Raw genomic sequence first — 19,726 nt, forward strand, 5'->3', positions numbered from 1 at the left:
TACAGCGAAAATATATACCGCATAGCAGAATTGCTCAATGATCTCTGATGTTTTTGGTTGATGTCAATGGAAATGAAACAACTAAACGCTATGTAGATACGACTTTCATCAAAATTTGGTTTCAAGCCCTTGTTGATAGAAAAAGCTTCGTCTATATTCGAAAACACGGAAGCTGGTACTGCTAAGCGAAATTAGAACTACGCACAATACCGCTATGCGAAACCAGGGGTTGAGCTGGGTTTGCCGACGTACCAGCACCGGTTCATTCAATAACAACGACACATACCAACTCCGTCACGAGGTTTGAGATGACAACAAGAAGAGACATCAAGAAGCACTCCCTTGTCCGCGCCATTGCTCTGGCAGGATTGCCCATGCTTGTGCTGGGTTCTGCGGGTGTATCGGCCCAAAGCAATTCCGAACTGGAACAACTGCGCGAGCGCGTTCAGGTTCTGGAGGAGAAGCTTGAAGGTGCGGTTTCGACGGCACCGGAGCTGAGCGAAGACAATCCTTACATCCTGCGGGAAGGTGATGGCCTGAAGATTGGTGATACCACCATTTCCTTCGGTGGTTTCGTTAAAGCCGATATGATCTACGGCTCCAATGGTAACGGTTCAAAGAATACCTATTCCATTGGCTTGCCGCGGACTTTTGCCTCAGCGGCCGCTTCCGGCAAGAGTGACTGGAAGGCCGGCTTCACTGCCCGTGAGTCCCGGCTGAGCATCGGTACAGAAACCGACGAGGTTGCCGGCCACAAACTGCGTACCTATATCGAGATGGATTTTCATCAGGGTATCGGCGCAGACGGCAATGAAGTGGTTTCCAACAGCTATTCTCCGCGCCTGCGCCAGGCCTATGGTAACTGGAATGGCTGGGATTTTGGCCAGACCTATACCACATTCTCTGATCTGGCGGCCATGCCGGAAATCCTGAATCAGGGCAAACAGGCTGCCTTTATATACACCACGCAGCCGATGTTGCGTTACACCATGGCTGCGCCGGGCGGCAAACTGATGGTTGCCCTGGAAAACCCGGAAGATGGCTTTGGTTCCACTTCTTATGACGACCAGTCCTACCCGGACCTGACCGCGCGTTACCAGATTCGCGGAAACTACGGCTTCTACTCTGTCGCCGGTATGCTCCGTAATCTGGAGGATGATGCGGCTGGAGACACTGAAGTGGCCGGCGCTGTGTCGCTGAGTGCAAGGATTCCGACCGTGGGCCGTGATGATCTGCGCCTACAATACAGTTACGGTGCGCTGGGACGCTACATGGGGCTGTTCACTTATCCGGATGTCGACCTGGGTGCCCAGGCGGCAGGAAAGGTAGAGCCGCTGAACGTCTACGGCGCGACGGCCGCCTATCGTCACTTCTGGAGCCCGGCATGGCGCTCCACCGTCTCGGCTTCCCACACAGAAATCGTGGATGACCTGGAATTCTCTCCGGCTGGCACGCTCAGCTACTTCGATTCTTCAACGTCGGTCCATGCCAACCTTCTTTGGTCGGCTCACAAGAATCTGATCCTTGGTCTGGAATACGCCTACTGGGACTTCGGAGAAATTGCCAGCAGTGGCAGCAAGCAGTACGAGCAGGTCATGGCGTCAGCCAAGCTGAGCTTCTGATCCACACAGAAGTCTCAACGAAGGACCCTTTGAGAGTTTTCTTTCTTCACAGGTTTCGTGCCTGTTGCCCCGGCGCCCATCCCCCGAGCGCCGGGGCTTTTTTCTCTCGGTTTTTTAATGTGGCTGTGCCCTTCCAGACTTGCTTTGTATCAAAAAGTCCTTATGTTTAAAAAAGAAGGTTAGTGGAAGTAGCTGATGCAGGGCTTGAGCATGTCGAGTGATTCGTCGCACAAAAGCATTCTGAGTGTCAGCCTGTTCTCTCTGTTGATGACGGGCCTGCTCTTGCTGTGGGCTGGCGTATCTCAGCACCCCTTCTCGGATGATCAAAGCTTTGACCACCACGCGCCGGAGCTGGTTTCGAGCTTCGATGCCGGTGACTCGTCCCCGCCGGAACCGCTGCCTCTTGCCTCCTTTCTCTCGCTGTTCCCCGAGCCCGGATTGGCTCCGGATTTTGTTGCGAGAGTTGAGTCCGTTCGGCCTCCCCGTCGCCTTCTGAGTTATCCGGAGCTACCTCAGGCTCCCCCTATCCTCGCCTGATTCCGACAACGATCAAAACGAACGGTGGGTAATTCCGCCTGCCAGTTCTGTCCGAATTACATATTGCGAGGTTCATCATGAACAACGAATTCAATGCCCTGCCTGTGCAGGACCTGGCGCGCACCGGCGCCATCAGTACCGCCAAGCCCGTCGCCCAGATTGGCAGTGACGACTCTGCTGTTCATCTGCTGAAAGACTTTGCCGAGCAGCGGCCACCGTCTCTCAGTTCAACCATGCCGGTATCTGAGGCCCGCCTTTGGATGCGGCTGGCCGACACGCCCATCAAGCTGGTCGAGAATCAAACCGGCGACTGTATCGGTATCCTGACCATCCACGACGTCAACGGTGAAAAGCCGATGATGGCTGCCAACCGACAAGGCACCGCCATTCCTGAGATACGGGTGCGTGACATCATGCGCCCCCTCAGTGAACTGCCCGCCATCCATTATCGGGATCTCCGGGCCGCAACGGTGGGGGATCTGGTCAGTACCTTCCGGGAAGTTCACGAAGAGTATCTTCTGGTGCTGGATGACGACTGGAATAACCCGTCGCAAACCTATCTCCGTGGCTTGATCGGTGCAAGGGATCTGGTACAGCGTCTGGATCTGAGTCTGGACCTTGAGCATCGGGCAACCCGGTTTTATGAAATTGTAAACGTGGTTCAGGGAGGGTTCTGACCGTAACCAAGGTGCCAGAAGGTCGAAAATAACGATCTTTTGGCACCAAAAAACCGTATTGAATGGGGTCGTGTATGACGCGACACTCGTTCCTGACTTTTGTCATGCAAAGGACGCCCATGCAGGACGCCCAGCAATATGCCCGGCCGAAGGTGCTTTGTGCACTGATTCTATTTGCTTTCGGCCTCTCTGTTTTCCTTTCCCACTCGGTTCAGGCTGACTCCACGTTTATGGCTTGTGGGGGCGTCTCGTGCCTGATGGCCGATGACGTTGCGGGCGATGGAAACCAGGACGGAGAGTTGACCCGGGGCGTGGTCTTTTCCGGTTTTGTTTCGCCTCTGGCCTGTGACTCTTCTGTTTCTCTTCCCCATGCTGTTCTGGTGCACCGCGCCAGCTTCCCGGTGTTGCCACAGGCGCCACCCCTGGTCTGAAGACCGTTATCAGGAACGGAGCCAATGCCGCTCATCCTGACTACCCTGTTAAAAGACAACGTCCAAACCTTCCACATCTGGAGGATATTTCATGGCTATACGGAAGCTGCTGATCGCCAATCGCGGTGAGATTGCGGTCAGAATTGCCCGGGCCTGTAGCGAACTGGGCATACGCTCGGTTGCTATCTACTCCGAAGCTGATGAGTATTCATTGCACGTCAAGAAAGCCGATGAGTCTTATCAGATAAGCAAGGATCCTCTGTCGGGATACCTGAATCCGCACCATATCGTGAACATGGCCGTGGAAACCGGTTGTGATGCTCTTCATCCCGGCTACGGTTTCCTCTCCGAGAACGCGGAACTCGCTGCCATCTGCGAGCAAAGGGGCATTACGTTTGTCGGGCCGTCGGCGGATGCCATTGCATCCATGGGCGACAAAACCCAGGCACGGCAAACCGCCGTTGCGGCGGGCGTTCCAGTGACACCGGGGTCCGAGGGTAATCTTGAGAACGTGGATGATGCCGTCGCCCAGGCAGCCGACATCGGCTACCCGGTTATGCTGAAGGCAACATCGGGCGGTGGTGGCCGGGGGATCCGCCGTTGCGACAATGAGAAAGAGCTGCGGCAGAACTACGAACGGGTGATTTCCGAGGCCACCAAGGCATTCGGGAGTGCCGAAGTGTTCCTGGAGAAATGCATTATCAACCCCCGTCATATTGAGGTTCAGATCCTGGCGGACTCGCACGGGAACGTGGTCCACCTTTATGAGCGGGACTGCTCGATCCAGCGCCGCAACCAGAAGCTGATTGAGCTGGCACCGTCACCGCAATTGGAGGACAGTCAGCGTGAATACATTGGCGATCTCGCCCGTCGGGTTGCTCGCCAGTGTGGCTACGTAAACGCCGGAACGGTGGAGTTCCTGCTGGACCACGATGGCAGTTTCTACTTCATGGAAATGAATACCCGGGTTCAGGTGGAGCACACCATCACCGAAGAAATAACCGGGGTCGATATCATTAAGGCGCAACTCCGGATTGCCGCTGGCGAGCCGCTGGGTCTCAAACAGGAAGACATCGGCTACCGGGGGTTTGCGGCCCAGTTCCGGATCAACGCCGAAGACCCCAAGAATGGGTTTCTGCCGAGTTTTGGCCAGATCACCCGCTATTACTCAGCAGGTGGCCCCGGTGTGCGCACCGACGCGAATATGTACACCGGGTATGAGATCCCTCCTTACTATGACTCGATGTGCGCCAAGCTGATCGTTTGGTCGATGGACTGGCCGGAGCTGATTGCGCGGTCCCGTCGGGCACTCGGCGACATGGGCATCTATGGCGTCCAGACCACCATCCCCTATTACAAACAGATTCTTGAGCACCCGGAGTTCCAGGCGGCTGATTTCAATACCGGCTTTGTGGAAGCAAATCCTCAGTTGCTGGAATACAGCTCGAAGACCCGCCCTGAATCCATTGCATCTGCCATCGCTGCCGCTATCGCAGCCCAGGCGGGCCTGTAAAACGAATACCGGAGAGATCCAGAATGACTAAGCGTAAGATCCACATCACTGACGTTATCCTGAGGGACGCCCATCAATCCCTGATCGCCACCCGTCTGCGTACTGAGGACATGTTGCCGGCCTGTGAATGGCTCGACCAGGCTGGTTACTGGTCCCTGGAATGCTGGGGTGGCGCTACCTTCGACGCCTGCGTACGGTTCCTGAAAGAAGATCCCTGGGAGCGTCTGCGCACCTTGCGTAAGGCACTGCCGAATACCCGTCTGCAGATGCTGCTTCGTGGCCAGAACCTGCTGGGTTATCGCCATTACGGTGATGACGTTGTTGAGGCCTTCGTGGCAAAAGCGGCGGAAAACGGCATTGATGTGTTCCGGGTGTTTGATGCGCTGAACGATGTGCGCAACCTGGAAACCAGTATCAAGGCCGTAAAAAAGGCGGGCAAACACGCCCAGGGCACCCTGTGTTACACCGTCAGCCCGGTTCACGATACCGATGCCTATCTGGAGCAGGCCAGAGCCATGGCTGACATGGGCGCTGACAGCATTGCCATCAAGGACATGGCGGGCCTGCTGACCCCATCGGTCACGGCTGAACTGGTCGGCAAGCTCAAAAAGACGCTCAATCTGCCGGTATTCCTGCATTCCCATGCCACCTCCGGGATGGCACCGATGTGTCAGTGGGCCGCCATGGAAGCCGGGGTTGATCACATTGATACCGCATTGTCTGCCTTCGCCGGAGGTACCAGTCACCCGCCGACAGAATCCCTGGTGGCCGCGCTTCACGATGCCGGCTATGAGACGGGCCTGAACCTGGAATTGCTGGACAAGGCCACCGGCCATTTCCGCGAAGTGCGCAAAAAGTACCACCAGTTTGAAAGCGCCTACAACGGTGTTGATACCTCGGTGCTGCTGTCTCAGGTGCCGGGCGGGATGATGTCCAACCTGGCCAACCAGCTCAAGGAACAGGGAGCGCTGGATCGCATTCAGGAAGTGTTCGAGGAGATTCCGCGCGTCCGCAAGGATCTGGGCTTCCCGCCGCTGGTGACGCCAACGTCCCAGATCGTGGGTACCCAGGCGGTGATCAATGTTCTGGGCGGCAAACGTTATGACAGCATCACCAATGAAGTGAAAAAGTATCTCCAGGGCTGGTACGGCAAGGCGCCTGCGGCCGTAGACAGCGCACTCCAGCGCCGTGCGGTTGGCAACGAGGAGCTGGTTGAGGAACGCCCGGCGAACCTGATCCCACGGGAACTGGAAGATCTGCGCAAGCAGGTCGGTGACCTGGCAACCAGCGACGAGGACGTGCTCACTTACGCCATGTTCCCGGACCAGGCCAAGTCCTACCTGGAGCAGCGCCGAGACGGAACCCTGCAGCCAGAGAAACTGGAGCCGGTACCATCCGGCCAGGCCGGTGGCAATCTCTCAACCAAGTTCAAGATTACGGTGCACGGTGAGAGCTACGATATTCACGTCACCGGGGCCAGTCCGACGGGCGAGAATGAGCGCCGTTTTTACATGACGGTCGACGGCGTGCCTGAGGAAATCCACCTCGCATCCGAAGGTGACGGCGACGCCGGCTCCCGTTCCAGTGGCGGCCGGGCATCGGCAACCAAGGAAGGGCATGTAACCACGAGCATGCCGGGTAATATCGTTGATGTTCTGGTGAGCGAGGGTGACCAGGTCGAAGCCGGAGATCCGGTGTTGATCATCGAAGCCATGAAAATGGAAACGGAAGTGAAAGCGACCATCTCCGGAACGGTGAAGGAAGTTGCGATTACCAAAGGCGATCGTGTGGTGCCCGGTGAAGTCCTGATCGATATCGAGTAAGGCCGGCGGTTAAAGGTGGACGGCCAGGCTCAGAGTGGCCGTCCGCCGATCGTAATCGTATCGATCAATGTTGCTGTTGTTCTGAACCTGCTCCACGTCGAGGCTCATCGACAGGGCTGATGTGAGTTTGTATGCCGTCTTTAAGGAATAGGCAAACCGATTGTCCTCCCGCCGAATGGTCAGCAGGCCTTCCGGGATCTGCAAACGATGATCAGTCTGGTAGTGGCGGAAGCCGTAATTAGCAGACGCCCCGAGGCTCCAGTTTGATGTCACCTCGTAATCCAGTCCCAATTTGGCCGTTTGTGTCAGTGGAGAGACACTGAATGACTCGGTGCCGGTATCCAGATCCCGGCGGTCGTTGTAATCCACCCGATAGCGCGCATCCCAGGTCCAGTCGCCGAAACGGGTACGGTATTTCGTTTCGAACTGGTAGCGCTGGCCGTCATAAGGGCGATACCGCTCTGCAGCTTCAACCTGTTCTGCTTCCAGACCCAAAGTGCAGCGATCACGGGCGTTGTCCCGCAAACAGCCCTTGACCTGGAAATCGGTAAAGACCCGCATTCTCTGTTCACGACTCTCACTGCCTTGCCAAAGCTGGTCGCCACCTATGCCAAGATTGAACCTGTAGCCATCGGGAAGGTAGGCCCATGCTAACTCCAGTCGCGCCAGATAAGTATCAAAGCCTTTGTATTCGTTATAGCGCCGCCCATACAGTTGGGCCAGAATCTTCAGTGCGTGATTCCCGCTGCGCAATGGATAGCCGGAAACGGCGTTTACCGATTCGAAGAAGCTGCTGTCGAGGGTGGTCGCAGCGCTGTCCGGGAAGAGTGCAATGTTGTCCTCGTAGCCTGTCCCCAGGGAAACTAGGGCCTGCCATGGTTGGCTTGGAAGCTCGGAGCCCAGTTCCTTTAGCTGGCCGTAGGCGAGCTTGGTCAGGTTCTCTTTGGAGCTGTTTCTGGCTGCATCACGGAAAGCACGTCGGGCTTTGGTTGTGTCATCCTCGGCAAGGGCGATGAGTCCGAGGTTGTAGAATGCGAGGGCCCGTTGATTGGTGGGCAGGAGCGCCTCGAACATCTGCCGGGATTTGTCGTATTCGCCCAGTCGGTAGTACACGACACCGAGGTTGTAGGTTAGCGCCTTTGAAGACAGGGCTTCCGCAGCGGCCTCCAGCAGAGTACGGGCCTTGACCAGGTTTTCCTGCTGAAAGGCCTGAATGCCGGCAAGGAACTTTTTTTTCGCGGACGCTTCGGTGTCGGCAAGGCCGATTGTTGGCCAGGCGATCAGAAAACACAGCGCGAAGGTGAAGAAAGATTTTTGCAACAAGAAAGCTCGGCCTTATACATTCTTATGTAAGGCTAGCTTAACGCACAAATGCCCACAGGATAAGATCCCGTGTGCGGAGGTGGTGGAGCAGAACCTCAGTGACTACTGCTGGCCGGTCGCATTGAGTTCCGGGTTATTGAGCAGGTCCAGTTGATCACCGTTCAGAAGGTCCAGATCCCCGCCGCCGGGAAGCAGGTCCGGATCAGTAAGATCCGGAAGCTCGCCAACGGTATCGTCAATAATCTCTTCGCCGGGAAGCAGTTCATCCAGCGCATCCCGGATTTCGCGGGTCTCGGATGAGAGCGTCTCCTGAAGGTTCTGGGTTTCATCCGCCAGTTCGTTCAGTTCGAGAGGCTCAATGTCACTTGCGGTGTCCAGTTGATTCAGCGACTCCGGAATTTCCATTTCCTGGACAAAAGACGCATCCAGTTCCTCATCATCCATCACCATGCGCATGGTGACGTCGTAATCCGTCTCCGCAGCGGCGACTGCGGGCAGGAGGCCGAGGCAGAGAATGCCGGCGATGAACAATCGGATCAATGCATGAGTTTCAGGCATCATGAAGATGGCTCCTTAGCCTGTTTCCCGATTTCTGTGCGGAACGTTTTCCGGTTACTTCCTTCGCCCAGATGGGCGACCAGAGTTCCCTGCCCAGGAAACAGGATGTTTAGTGGCAGTGCCAGGAGATTGTCTCCAGGCTTCAGATCGACTTTCCAGCTAACCTTGTGGTGGCCAGGAAATGGTGCGAGCTCCATGTTCGCCGGCAACTCCAGGGTCAGGGTGACGTCCTCCAGTGCCTCGTTGGAACTGAATGCGAGTCGTACCACCTGCTGTGTTATCTCCACTGGTGCTTCGGCGACCGGTGTGTCCGTCTCGGTCGTAACTGAAGGTTGCTGCTTGAACTCACTGCCTACGAACAGGCCGACCACCAGGGCTGCAGCAACAGCGCCGCCCCAGATTGGCGTTGTCCAGGAGCGCTCAGGCCGCGGCTGCTTGTCGCGAATTCCACTGAGTGCCTTTGCCTCAAAGTCCACGGATGGCTGGGGCGGCCGCGACACGGCGATCGTATCGGCAACAAAACGCGCTGCATCCAGATCCTGCGAGCAGGTTGCGCAGTTGTCCGCGTGCTGTTGCATTTGCCGTTCGATCGGCTCCGGCAGCTCACCGGCCGCGTAGTCGTCCAGGCATTGGTTGAATTCGTTACAGTTCATTGCAGTCACCTCAGTGAGAGTCACGCAATTGCTCCTCAAAAGGTTCCAGTCGTTCCTGAAATTTTGTTCTCACCAGCGCGCGGACCCGGTGCAGTCGGGACTTAATCGTACCAATGGGCACCTCCAGAATCTCGGCTATGTCTTCCTGACGCCAGCCATCACTGTCGTGCAGCAGAAGCAGCGTGCGCTGATCGGGCTGAAGTTCACCAATAACCTGCTTGAGCAGTTCGCTGCGTTGGTCACCTTCGGTATGGCCCAGTGGGTCTGGGGCCGCGCTTTCAAGTGACTCCAGGTAACTGGTTGGGTGTTCCGGATTGTCGAGGGCGCTGGCATTCATTTCTCTGCCGGCAGGGCGTTTCCGGATGTTGTCGATGAACTGCCGATACAGGACCCGGGCAATCCATGGGCGTAACTGCGACACCTGCTCCATCTCTTCCAGTTTTGGGAACAGTTTGGTTACCACCTCCTGTACCAGATCCTCAGCATCGTGGGAGCGGCCAGTCAAACGATAGGCATAGTTATACATCGGCTGCAGGTGCGGCTGAATCAGGTTTTCAAACCGCTTTGATTTGGACTGGCGGAACGGTAGCAGAGCCAAATGAGTACCTCTGAGTAGCTTGCCCGGCCCCTTTGATCTTCTGTCAGAGTTTTTTTGGGGCTCTTTCGTTAGCGTCCTCCTATGGTACCAGTGCGTCCGCCTGGTAGGTATGTCGTTTTGTTAAAAAAATGAATCATTGTTTTTCCAACATAGGCCGAGGGTTACGTCGATTGATCAGCCAGTCTTGAAAAAAATCCGGTTTCAAATTGGAACCTTTGCAATTAGACCTCCGTTGAATGCAACTAAAGGCGACGGATCGCTGGATTACAAGAAACGAAGAGGTAGTAGACTATGTTTATCAGAACGGCATTGATCACGGCGATCTCGGCAGCCACGTTTGGACTGTCGGGCTGCCTGGACAGCAGTAGCCAGACCCAGAAAAACAAAAGCCCAGACTATGTGATTAGCAGCCCGCAGACCGAGCGCGGTGTTTTTCCGGTCTTCGATCCCCTTGAGACAGCATTCCCGATTCCGAGTGACGCTCTGTTCAAGCTCAGCACTGTCGACGATGGCACAATGCTTAACGGCTCGGATCCGGCCAATCCGGTCACCACCGGCCTTGGTTTCATGGATGGGAACTCGGTGCTGGCGCCTATTGATATCAAAATCAGCGCAAGTATCGATAGCCAGCAGGTGTTGGACGCACGCGATTTCGTCGATGTTGACGGTCAGGTCATACCGAATCCGGACCAGAATGTGTTCCTGGTTCCCGTCGAGTATGCCGGCGGAGATGCGCTCAAACCATCGGCGGGTGAAGTTGCTGGCTTGACGCCAGCGGAGCGTTATCGCCAGGCGCTGCGCCTGCAGGAACAAGGCGATGCCGCGGGTGCAGATGAGATTTTCAGCGACCTGCTGGAGGAGAACCTGCGGGTTGAGTTGCTCGACATTGATGGCGGGCAAAACAATCTGATTCGTGTGCTCCCGGTCAAGCCGCTGCAGGAAAAAACACAATACATCCTGGTGGTTACTAACGACATCGTGGATGCCGAAGGCAATCCACTTGTGGGATCTGTTACCTATCAAAGCGTGGCAGACCCGGACCGCACGCTTTCCAACGCAGCGTTCCAGCCCTTCCGCGATGTGATGCTTCCGGCCCGCCAGTTGGCTGCAGACTACTTTGACTTCAAACGGGAGACTCCGGAAGCCTCGGCTTTTTCATCGACGTTTAGCGATGTTGTCTACTCCACCACGATCACGACAACGTCTGTGGATGACATCCTGTTGGCCAACGCCGCTCCGGTGACTTACTTTCAATCAACGCTCCAGATTGCCAAGCGACAGAGCGAATTGGCGCGTCTCCAGGCGGGCTTCTATAACCTGAGTGATCAGCCGCTGGGAGCAGAGGCAACCGCCGAGGAATCGGCGTTGAATACCGCGATATACAACACTCTGACGGACACCGCGTTCCGTCTCTATAACGCGGACTTGGCTGCGATCCTTCAGGATGCCAACGCGAGCGGTGTCGTCGTTGCGTACGGTGATGTTGTCGCTGATGCCAGCACTGATCGCCGCGTTGCCCATGCTGTGCAGGTTGCCACGGCGATGGCCACGGATTCCTCTATGGACGTTTCTGCTCAGGCGCAGTCTCTGGCTACTGCCGCAGAGCCCCTGCTGGACACGCCGAAACCGAGAACGGTGCGAGTGTTCAGTCAGCGAGACGGTGGCGATGTGAATCCGGCGCTCGCGCAGGAAGTTGCAGGAACGCCACTGAACATTCATGTATATGAAGGCGAAATTACCCTTCCTTACTACCAGTCACTGCCTGCGGAGGGTGACGGTTCCACTCTGACTTCCGGCAGCTGGGTGCCTGCGGACTTTAGCGGGGATGAAACCCTGGATAATGCGCCCTCTGACCGCATTACCTACCGCTTTCCGTTTGCGGGAAAAACGACAGACACCAAGGTTCCGCTTGTGGTCGCTGCGCCAGACACCAATCAGCTATTGGTAGGTGGCCAGCAGCCCATTAACGGTTACCCGGTCATCATCTATCAGCATGCGGTGACCACGGACCGTTCCGCGATTCTGCCGCTGGCAACAGCTGCCGGACTGCTCTGTGCTGATCCGAACAATACCTACGACTGTTTTGTCACCATTGGCATTGACCAGCCCCTGCACGGGATCTTTGGTCAGGGCCTGGTGGGGCTGAACCCGATTAGCGAACAGGCTGGGGCATCCGCAGATGCGACCGAACGCCACTTTGGGTTCGCAGCCGATGCCAATCTGGCGGCCACTCCCGCGGCGGAGCTTGATAGCCCCGAGTCCGGTAGTCTGTACCTGAACTTCGCGAACTACGCGAATACCAGGGACAACATGCGTCAGGGCGCGCTCGACCTGATGAACGTGAACGCGTCGCTGCAGGCTATTGAGGATGCAATCAATGCCTGCGCCGATTGTCCCCAGAACCTGAATCTGGATCCCAACCGAGTCTACTTCATCAGCCATTCCCTGAGTGGCATGGGAGGCGCTGCCGTCCCGCCAGTCATTCAGGCTGCGATTGATGCGGGCAATAGCAACTTGAACCCCATTACGGCGACCAACCTGTTCAATACCGGCGGGCAGTTCACACGGTTTGTGGAAAACTCCCCGTCTGTTGCCCCGCAAGTGCTGCCGGGATTGGATGCTGCGTCGGCCGGTCTGCTTGCGCAGGGCAGAACCGAGCTGAACATTTACTTCAATGTGTTCCAGGCATTGCTCGATTCTGCTGATCCGACTGCCTTTGCTTCCTTCTATGAGGGAAGTTCGACGCTGCTGACTGAAATCGCCGGAGTCGCCGATGACCCCGAGCGCCCGAGTGACGGCACCATTCCCAATGCGGCTGATGCTGTGCTTTATCAACAAGGCCCTCTGAGCACCACGATTGCTGAGACCGGTTTCGTAATTGATGGCGAAAATATGCCCCTGGCAGGTACCGACCCTCTGGCCGCCACCATGGGGGCAGAATCCACGCCGATCGCGACCGGAGGTTTGCCTTACATCACGCGCTATCTTGAAGGCTCTCACGCCAACCCGATCTCTGCCGGGCAGAAGAGTGCTGAGGCCTTCTCCTCCAGCGCGGTGTTCAACGAAATGGCGGCCCAGATGCTGGAGCTCTTCACCGACGGCACCGTCAGCGTGACCAACCCCTGTGTTGTGAAAGACGCCGACACCAGCGGCACAGACTGCAGTGACACTGGCGGCAATACCGACCCGGGTGAGACTCCGAGCGGTGGCGGCGGTGACACTGGCGGCGGCCTGCTCGACGGCGTGCTGGGTCTCTGATAGCCGGATACACCTAAACCAAATACCCAATAAAAACATGGGGCAAGCCGCGCCACACGGGCCCGGCTTGCCCAGAGAAAGCGGAGTAACATGTCATGAAAATAAAAAACTCCAGATCATATAACGTGCTCCGGTTAGCGCTGGCGGTACAAGCAGCTTGCCTGGTCACTCCGGCATCGGCTTTTGATTTCGAGATTTACGAGATTGATGCCTCGTTCAGCACGACGCTGACGGCGGGTATTGCCTATCGACTGGAAGATCAGGACAAGGATCTGATTTCCCAGGGTAACCTGGGGCCGGAGTTTGCGTTCAGCGACACCGGTGCGTCCTCAAACAACTTTGACGACGGCAACCTCAACTTTGAACAAGGCGAACCGTACTCGCAGATCCTGAGGGGACGCAGCGAGCTGTTCCTCGACTATGCCCCGGACAGCGACACGCTGACCCGTGTAGGGGCTCTGGTTCGTGGCACCTACTACTACGATTACGAGTTGCGGGATAATTCACGCGCTGTCGATCCGGTTGGACAACAGCGGGAGCTGAATCCTGAAGCGAAGGACAATGCGGCCGGTGCGGATCTCCTCGACGCCTATGTCTTCACAGACTGGTATTTTGGCGACACACCGGTGGCAATCCGCTATGGACGTCAGGTCATTAACTGGGGCGAGAGCACCTTCATTCTCGGCGGCATTAATGCGGTAAACCCGATTGACGTACCTGCCTTCCGGGCTCCCGGGGCGGAGCTGAAGGACGTGTTGTTGCCCGTTGAAGCACTCTACACGTCGGTTGGTATTACGCCTGACATCACCGTTGAAGCGTTTGTTCAGACCGATTGGGAACCGTTCCGGATTGATGATTGCGGCACCTTCTTCTCTTCGGCTGACGTTGCCGCAGATGGATGTGGACCGGTGCTTCTGGCTGGCCAGGTGCCCGACTCCCAGGCGCTGGAAGAAGGTTTTATAGCGCCCCGGCTTGGTGATCGCGAGCCGGGTGAGCAGGACCAGTTCGGCGTCGCCGCTCGCTGGTTTGTCACCGACCTGGATGCAGAGCTGGGTGTCTATTACACCCGCTACAATAGCCGACTTCCCTACATCAGCGGTGTGGTGAACAACCCGGAGTCACCAACTGAAAACCAGATGAACAACCCGGACCTGCCGTTCTCCCGGTTCCCGAGTTACTTCATCGAGTATCCGAAGGGTATCGACCTGTTCGGGCTGAGTATCAATACGACCTTGCCCACGGGGACATCCCTTGGCGCGGAATACAGCTTCCGCCCGAACCTGCCCATCCAGTGGAACACCTTTGAGCTGATCTACGGTGGTTTGCAGCAGCGCGGACCGGATGGTCAGACCGTCAGCAAGCTGGAGCAGCGGGAGCAGGCCAGGAACTACAACTATGCAGGCCAGGCTGTTGATGGCTATGACCGGTTCAAGGTTTCCCAGGCCCAGGCGACGCTGATTCACTTCATCGACCGTGTGATGGGCGCGGCACGTTTCATCATTATCGGTGAAGTAGGTGCCACCTACATCCATGATCTGCCGGGTAAATCCGAGGCGCGTTATGGTCGTTCCGGTATCTACGGTGTTGGGCCGGTGCCCCTGGACGGCGCCAGCTTCTCCGGGGATTTCTGTAGCAATGGAACAGACAGTACCCCGCGCCTGAACATCAATGCCACCAACTGTCAGGGCGACGGCTTCACCACCTCATTCTCCTGGGGCTATCGCACCCTGTTTGTCTGGGATTACCCGGACGCCGTCGCGGGTGTAAACCTGAGGCCCCGTCTGTTCCTGTCCCATGACGTCAAAGGCTATGCGCCTGATCCCGGCGGTAACTTCAAAGAGGGTAACAAGGCGGTTGGTCTTGGCCTGGAGGCAACCTACCAGAATGCCTACAAGGCATCGCTCAGTTACACCAACTATTTCGGTGGCGATTACAACGAAATCAATGACCGCGATTTCGCAGCTGCCTCAATTTCCTATTCCTTCTGACAGCGACAAAAATAGCAGGAGTATTTGTTATGAACGTTATGCGAAACCTGATGTACGGCGCTATTGCCAGCGCCCTGATGACCTCCGGGTCTGCCCTGGCGGCAGTGTCGGCTGACGAGGCTGCAAAACTGGGGAACAGTCTGACCCCAATCGGCGCCGAGAAGGCGGGTAACGGTAATGAAATTCCGGCGTGGACGGGTGGCCTCCTCGAGGCACCGGCAGATTATAAAGGCGATGGTCGTTACGTGGATCCGTTCCCGGGGGACAAGGAACTCTTCCGCATTGATCAGGGCAACGTGGACGAATATGCCGACAGACTGAGTCCGGGCCAGGTTGCGATGATCAAGGCCTACGACGATTACTTTATCCCGGTTTATGAGACTCGTCGTTCTGGCGTATATCCAGAGCCGGTGCAGGCTCAGACGATTGAGAACGCGACGGCCGTTTCGCTGGTTGAAAGCGGGAACGGTCTGGAAAACTACCAGACAGCGACTCCGTTTCCGATGCCTCAGAGTGGCCTTGAAGCCATCTTCAACCATATCACCCGCTACCGTGGCGGTTCCTTTACCCGTAACGTGGCCCAGGTGACTCCGCAGCCGAATGGCGACTACAGTCCGGTCAAGTTTACCGAGTCGTTCACCGAGCGCGTCGCGCTCAAGGACTACGATCCGGAAGACGATCCGAACGTGATGTTTTACTTCAAGCAGGCCATCACCGCTCCTTCACGGCTGGCCGGTAACGTGCTGCTGGTTCATGAAACCATCAACCAGGTAAAGGAGCCCCGTCGTGCGTGGCTCTACAACTCAGGACAGCGCCGGGTTCGCCGTGCACCGAACGTTGCCTACGATGGTCCGGGTACGGCAGCGGATGGTCAGCGCACCTCGGATAACCTGGATCTCTATAACGGTGCGCCAGACAAGTACAACTGGGAATTGGTGGGCAAAAAGGAGATGTATATTCCTTACAACTCCTATCGTCTTGCCAGTGCTGACCTGAGCTACGACGACATCATCAAGCCGGGGCACATCGATCAGAACCTTGCGCGCTATGAGCTGCACCGGGTCTGGCACGTGAAGGCCACCCTGAAAGATGGGGAACGCCATGTTTACGAGGTTCGGGATTTCTACATTGATGAGGACACCTGGCAGATCGCGGTGGTCGATCACTACGATGGCCGTGGAACGCTCTGGCGGGTTGCGGAAGCACACGCAATGCAGATCTATGATGCCAACATTCCGGCTTATGCCTTTGAAACCCTCTATGACTTGCTGTCCGGGCGCTACCTGGTTATGGGCATGACGAACGAAGAGGACGAGCCCTACCAGTATGATACCGAGCGCAGTTCCCGCGAATACACGCCGGCCGCTCTGCGTCGTGCGGGCGTTCGCTAAGCGACGGAGTGGCTGGATCCGGCTTCCGGTTGGGAGCTGGTTTCACGGGCCGACAGGAAAAACGGCTCTGGTTGGAACCATTTCTTGTGGGCCCCGTGATTAGAACTCTGAGTGAAGAAAAACAAAGTCCAACGAATGCCAAGGCCCGGCTCTGGGGTCGTGGGGAGGCGACAGTCGATGCTAAACAATACGTTGTTTGAAGTAGAGAAGCGGCTAATGTTTCGTGATGGTACCTGGCGTGTACGCACCCGGGAAATCCCGGAGCTGGGGCCTTTCGGCTCCAAGGAAGAAGCGGTTGATGCGCTGCACCGTCACGTCATCGCCTGCGAGTCCTCACCGGGTCCCCGCGAGCGGGGCATGGAGAGCCTGGATCGGCACTCGATTGTCACCTGCAAAGAACCGGTCTGTCAGAAGTGCGAGGATATCCTCGCACTCTGTCCCGAGTCGGTGCGGGTCCAGCTCAGGGCCTGAGCTGGCGTGATGCGAAGCGCTTGAGGGTCAGTCCTCGACCCTCTCAATGACGGCTGCAATCCCCTGACCAACGCCAATGCACATGCTGATCAGCGCGTACCGTCCGCCACTGCGCTCCAGTTGACGGGTTGCCGTCAGTGCGATTCGCGCACCAGAGGCGCCGAGCGGATGGCCAACCGCGATGGCGCCGCCATTGGGGTTGAGACGAGGATCTGTGGGCTCAATGCCGAGTCTGGTGGTGCATCCGATGACCTGGGCAGCAAAGGCTTCGTTGATCTCTATGACGTCCATATCCTTGATCGTCAGGCCTGCCCGCGCCAGAGCCTTTTCGCTGGCGGGGACCGGCCCGTAACCCATCACTCTTGGCGGTACGCCTGCGATTGCTGCTGACACAATCCGAGCGCGGGGTTTGATCCCGGCCCGTTCACCGGCGGCACGTGACCCAATAATCAGTGCAGCGGCGCCATCGTTGATCCCGGAGGCATTTCCGGCAGTGACGACCCCACCTTCAAACAGCGGGCGCAGCCCGGCCAATACCTCAGCCGTGGATTGCGGGCGAGGGTGCTCATCGGTGCTGACGGTGAGGGATGGTTTCTTACGCCCCTGGGGTACATCGATTGGCAGGATTTCATCCTCAAAGAAGCCGGCTTCCCTGGCGGATTCATAGCGCGCCTGGCTTTGGGCGGCGAACTGATCGACGACGTCACGGCTGAGGTTGAGTTCGCTGGCAATGTTGTCCGCGGTTTGCGGCATGGTGTCAGCGCCAAACTCGTTCTCAATGAGCGGATTCGGGAAGCGGGCACCGATCGTGCTGTCGAAGGCCCGGAAATCACGACTGAAAGGCGATTCGGATTTGGCCATGACAAACGGAGCCCGGCTCATGCTCTCGGCACCACCGGCAACAAACAGCTCGCCCTCATCGCAGCGAATAGCGCGCGCTGCGTCAATGATGGCCGCCAATCCAGAACCGCAGAGGCGGTTGACGGTCAGTCCACCGGTCTCCACTGGCAGTCCCGCCATCAGGCCGGCGTGGCGGGCCAGGTTGCGGGCATCTTCACCTGCCTGATTGGTACAGCCCGCGATAACGTCCTCGTAATCATTCCTGGAAAACGCGTTGCGTTCAATCAGGGCCTTAATCACGCTGGCGAGCAGGTCATCCGGCCGAACTTTCGCCAGGCCGCCGGCATGTCGGCCGAATGCGGTTCTGAGGCCATCGTAGATATATGCACTCATGGTTTGTTGCCCCTTGTGGTTTTGGCGGCATGTCGCGCTTATGCTAACATAATTTCATTATGCGAAATTATGTTTTGTAAATATGAGCAAAAGACTAATCCGGGTGTAGTGGAAATGCAAGCAGACACAGCCGCCCTTTGCACGTATCAGTGGAGGCCGAAATGATCCGGGGCCGGCTGGTGCGTGCCACGCTGCCCCTTGCCATGCTGCTGGCGCTCTCGGCCATGTGCATGGACAGTCGTTCCCTGTCCGCCGTGGCCGGTGGCCTGTTCCTGGTGTGTTTCCTTTTGCACGGTGGACAAATTCACGGCTATGCCCGTGGCCTATTGGCTCTGGGGTTTGTCGTCACTGTTTGGCTGGTGGCTGGAGGATCCATGTCGGGTGCTCAACTGGAAAAAGGGCTTGCCGATGCGGGTTTCTATTCGGCGTTCCTGGCCAGTCTGGGAATGATGCAGTGCCTGGTTCGTCGTTTTGAGGTACTGCGCAGAATCCATGATGTTCTACTCGGTGGACCACCGATCTGGTTGTATCCGAAATACGCGGCGGTCAGCGGTGCCATCGCGTCGGTGTTGAGTTTTGGGATGATGAACCTGCTCTGTGGAACTCTGTCGGATACGTTGCGAGAGCGCGGGATAACCGGTTCGTCGCGTCTGCGTTGGCTGCGGAGTGTGTTGATCAGTGCCTTGCGGGGATTTGCCCTTGTGCCGCTGGTCGCTCCCACCAGTGTGGCTGTTGCCATCCTTACCCGTGAGTTGCCTCAGCTCAGCTGGTCCATGCTATTGCCGTTTGGGGCTGCCGCGGCGGTGGTGCTCATCGGGGTGGGCTGGGCCCTGGAGCAGCGGCGATTCAGGGAGATCAGCAGTGAACGGGTGGCTTTGGCACAATGGCCGGCCGGCACGCTGGGTTTGGTTGTATTGGTGCTCGCGGTCTTCACGGTCATGTTTGCATTGGTGACCCTGACCGGTTTGAAGGTGTCCGCCGCCGCTATGTTGGCGGTTCCGGGAATCACCTTTGTTTACATGCTTTGGCGCGGGCGCTCCTTGGTGAACGTGGCAAAGGAAGGGGCCGATCAGATCGCTGGCATGACCAATGAAATGTCAATCTTTGCGGCCTCGGCTTTGCTGGGCGTGTCCCTGTCGACAGTCATTCCCGATACGGTCCTGATCGGGCTGATCAGCAGTTCTTCCGGAACCTGGCTGCTGGCTGCCGCCGGGCTTTTGATCATGCCCCTGCTGTCGGCCATCGGCATCATTCCGATTACGGTACTCAGTATCCAGGCCGGCATGTTACCGCCTCTGGTTGCGGAGGGCATGGACCCATTGCCTGTTTCCGTGGCTCTGGTCACGGGCTTCTCCCTGGCGATGATGCTGTCGCCGTTTGGCCCTTCGGTCATGCTGCTGTCCCGGTTTGGTCAGGTGTCCCGATGGGTGGTGGCGTTTCGATGGAACGGGGTCTTTGTCGTGATTGCGGTTCCGCTGTTGCTGGCACTGCTGGCCTTCGAAGCTCTTATGTTGCCGGTTCCGGGCTGAGTATGTTGGGAATGTTAACTTGCTACCGAAATTCCGCTGCCTGGAACAAGGTACCGAAATAATTCTCAATAAGCCGTGGTTGTGAATGAAAAATGCAGAATACCGTGATACGTAACGCAGG

Annotated in this window: 16 protein-coding genes; 11 read left to right on the plus strand and 5 right to left on the minus strand. The window is 57.1% G+C overall.

The annotated features are described in order from the left end of the window. The first annotated feature begins 308 nt into the window (after positions 1–308). The 6 genes from D777_RS14875 (at position 309) to oadA (ending at position 6,603) form a co-directional block, all read left to right on the plus strand. A complete protein-coding gene (locus tag D777_RS14875) occupies positions 309–1,622 on the plus strand; it encodes a DcaP family trimeric outer membrane transporter (RefSeq protein WP_227501791.1) in 1,314 nt (437 codons plus the stop codon). 195 nt (positions 1,623–1,817) lie between these two features. Further along, complete coding sequence (locus D777_RS14880) at positions 1,818–2,159, plus strand: hypothetical protein (protein WP_036133837.1); 342 nt, start codon at positions 1,818–1,820, stop codon at positions 2,157–2,159. 77 nt (positions 2,160–2,236) lie between these two features. After that, on the plus strand, positions 2,237–2,836 hold the full coding sequence (locus D777_RS14885; RefSeq protein ID WP_036133840.1) for a CBS domain-containing protein: 600 nt from the start codon (positions 2,237–2,239) through the stop codon (positions 2,834–2,836). A 74-nt stretch (positions 2,837–2,910) separates the two neighbouring features. After that, positions 2,911–3,267, plus strand: coding sequence for a hypothetical protein (locus D777_RS14890; protein WP_150112657.1), 357 nt, complete (start codon positions 2,911–2,913; stop codon positions 3,265–3,267). A gap of 91 nt (positions 3,268–3,358) precedes the next feature. Next, entirely contained in the window at positions 3,359–4,780 is a 1,422-nt protein-coding gene (locus D777_RS14895) for an acetyl-CoA carboxylase biotin carboxylase subunit (RefSeq protein ID WP_036133847.1), read from the plus strand. A 23-nt stretch (positions 4,781–4,803) separates the two neighbouring features. Beyond that, complete coding sequence (oadA, locus tag D777_RS14900) at positions 4,804–6,603, plus strand: sodium-extruding oxaloacetate decarboxylase subunit alpha (protein ID WP_036133849.1); 1,800 nt, start codon at positions 4,804–4,806, stop codon at positions 6,601–6,603. 9 nt (positions 6,604–6,612) lie between these two features. Here oadA and D777_RS14905 read toward each other — a convergent pair whose 3' ends face one another. From D777_RS14905 to D777_RS14920, 4 genes are all read right to left on the minus strand, one after another. After that, on the minus strand, positions 6,613–7,926 hold the full coding sequence (locus D777_RS14905; RefSeq protein WP_036133851.1) for a tetratricopeptide repeat protein: 1,314 nt from the start codon (positions 7,924–7,926) through the stop codon (positions 6,613–6,615). A gap of 102 nt (positions 7,927–8,028) precedes the next feature. Continuing rightward, on the minus strand, positions 8,029–8,487 hold the full coding sequence (locus tag D777_RS14910; protein ID WP_036133853.1) for a hypothetical protein: 459 nt from the start codon (positions 8,485–8,487) through the stop codon (positions 8,029–8,031). Then, entirely contained in the window at positions 8,484–9,161 is a 678-nt protein-coding gene (locus tag D777_RS14915) for an anti-sigma factor family protein (protein ID WP_150112658.1), read from the minus strand. The genes D777_RS14910 and D777_RS14915 overlap by 4 nt, the downstream gene beginning before the upstream one ends. After that, positions 9,148–9,735 (minus strand): RNA polymerase sigma factor, encoded by a 588-nt coding sequence (locus tag D777_RS14920; RefSeq protein WP_081849576.1) that lies wholly within the window; start codon positions 9,733–9,735, stop codon positions 9,148–9,150. The genes D777_RS14915 and D777_RS14920 overlap by 14 nt, the downstream gene beginning before the upstream one ends. Positions 9,736–10,026: 291 nt before the next feature. On the opposite strand from D777_RS14920, the gene D777_RS14925 reads away from it, so the two are divergent. From D777_RS14925 to D777_RS14940, 4 genes are all read left to right on the plus strand, one after another. Continuing rightward, on the plus strand, positions 10,027–12,993 hold the full coding sequence (locus D777_RS14925) for a hypothetical protein (RefSeq protein ID WP_036133858.1): 2,967 nt from the start codon (positions 10,027–10,029) through the stop codon (positions 12,991–12,993). A gap of 95 nt (positions 12,994–13,088) precedes the next feature. Further along, positions 13,089–14,981, plus strand: coding sequence for a DUF1302 domain-containing protein (locus tag D777_RS14930; RefSeq protein ID WP_036133860.1), 1,893 nt, complete (start codon positions 13,089–13,091; stop codon positions 14,979–14,981). A gap of 38 nt (positions 14,982–15,019) precedes the next feature. Then, the gene (locus D777_RS14935) at positions 15,020–16,372 is read left to right on the plus strand and encodes a DUF1329 domain-containing protein (RefSeq protein WP_227501815.1); all 1,353 of its coding nucleotides are present in this window, start codon (positions 15,020–15,022) and stop codon (positions 16,370–16,372) included. 177 nt (positions 16,373–16,549) lie between these two features. Next, positions 16,550–16,843 carry a hypothetical protein gene (locus tag D777_RS14940; protein ID WP_036133863.1) on the plus strand — a complete coding sequence of 98 codons (294 nt, stop codon included), beginning with the start codon at positions 16,550–16,552 and terminating at the stop codon, positions 16,841–16,843. 27 nt (positions 16,844–16,870) lie between these two features. Here D777_RS14940 and D777_RS14945 read toward each other — a convergent pair whose 3' ends face one another. Further along, positions 16,871–18,076, minus strand: a complete 1,206-nt coding sequence (locus D777_RS14945) for a 3-oxoadipyl-CoA thiolase (RefSeq protein ID WP_036133865.1) — start codon at positions 18,074–18,076, stop codon at positions 16,871–16,873. A gap of 161 nt (positions 18,077–18,237) precedes the next feature. Here D777_RS14945 and D777_RS14950 point away from each other — a divergent pair, with 161 nt between their 5' ends. Next, positions 18,238–19,605 (plus strand): hypothetical protein, encoded by a 1,368-nt coding sequence (locus D777_RS14950; RefSeq protein ID WP_036133867.1) that lies wholly within the window; start codon positions 18,238–18,240, stop codon positions 19,603–19,605. Positions 19,606–19,726 lie beyond the last annotated feature (121 nt).

Origin of the sequence: Marinobacter nitratireducens (assembly GCF_000708045.1) — a bacterium.
Taxonomy (GTDB): Bacteria; Pseudomonadota; Gammaproteobacteria; order Pseudomonadales; family Oleiphilaceae; genus Marinobacter; species Marinobacter nitratireducens.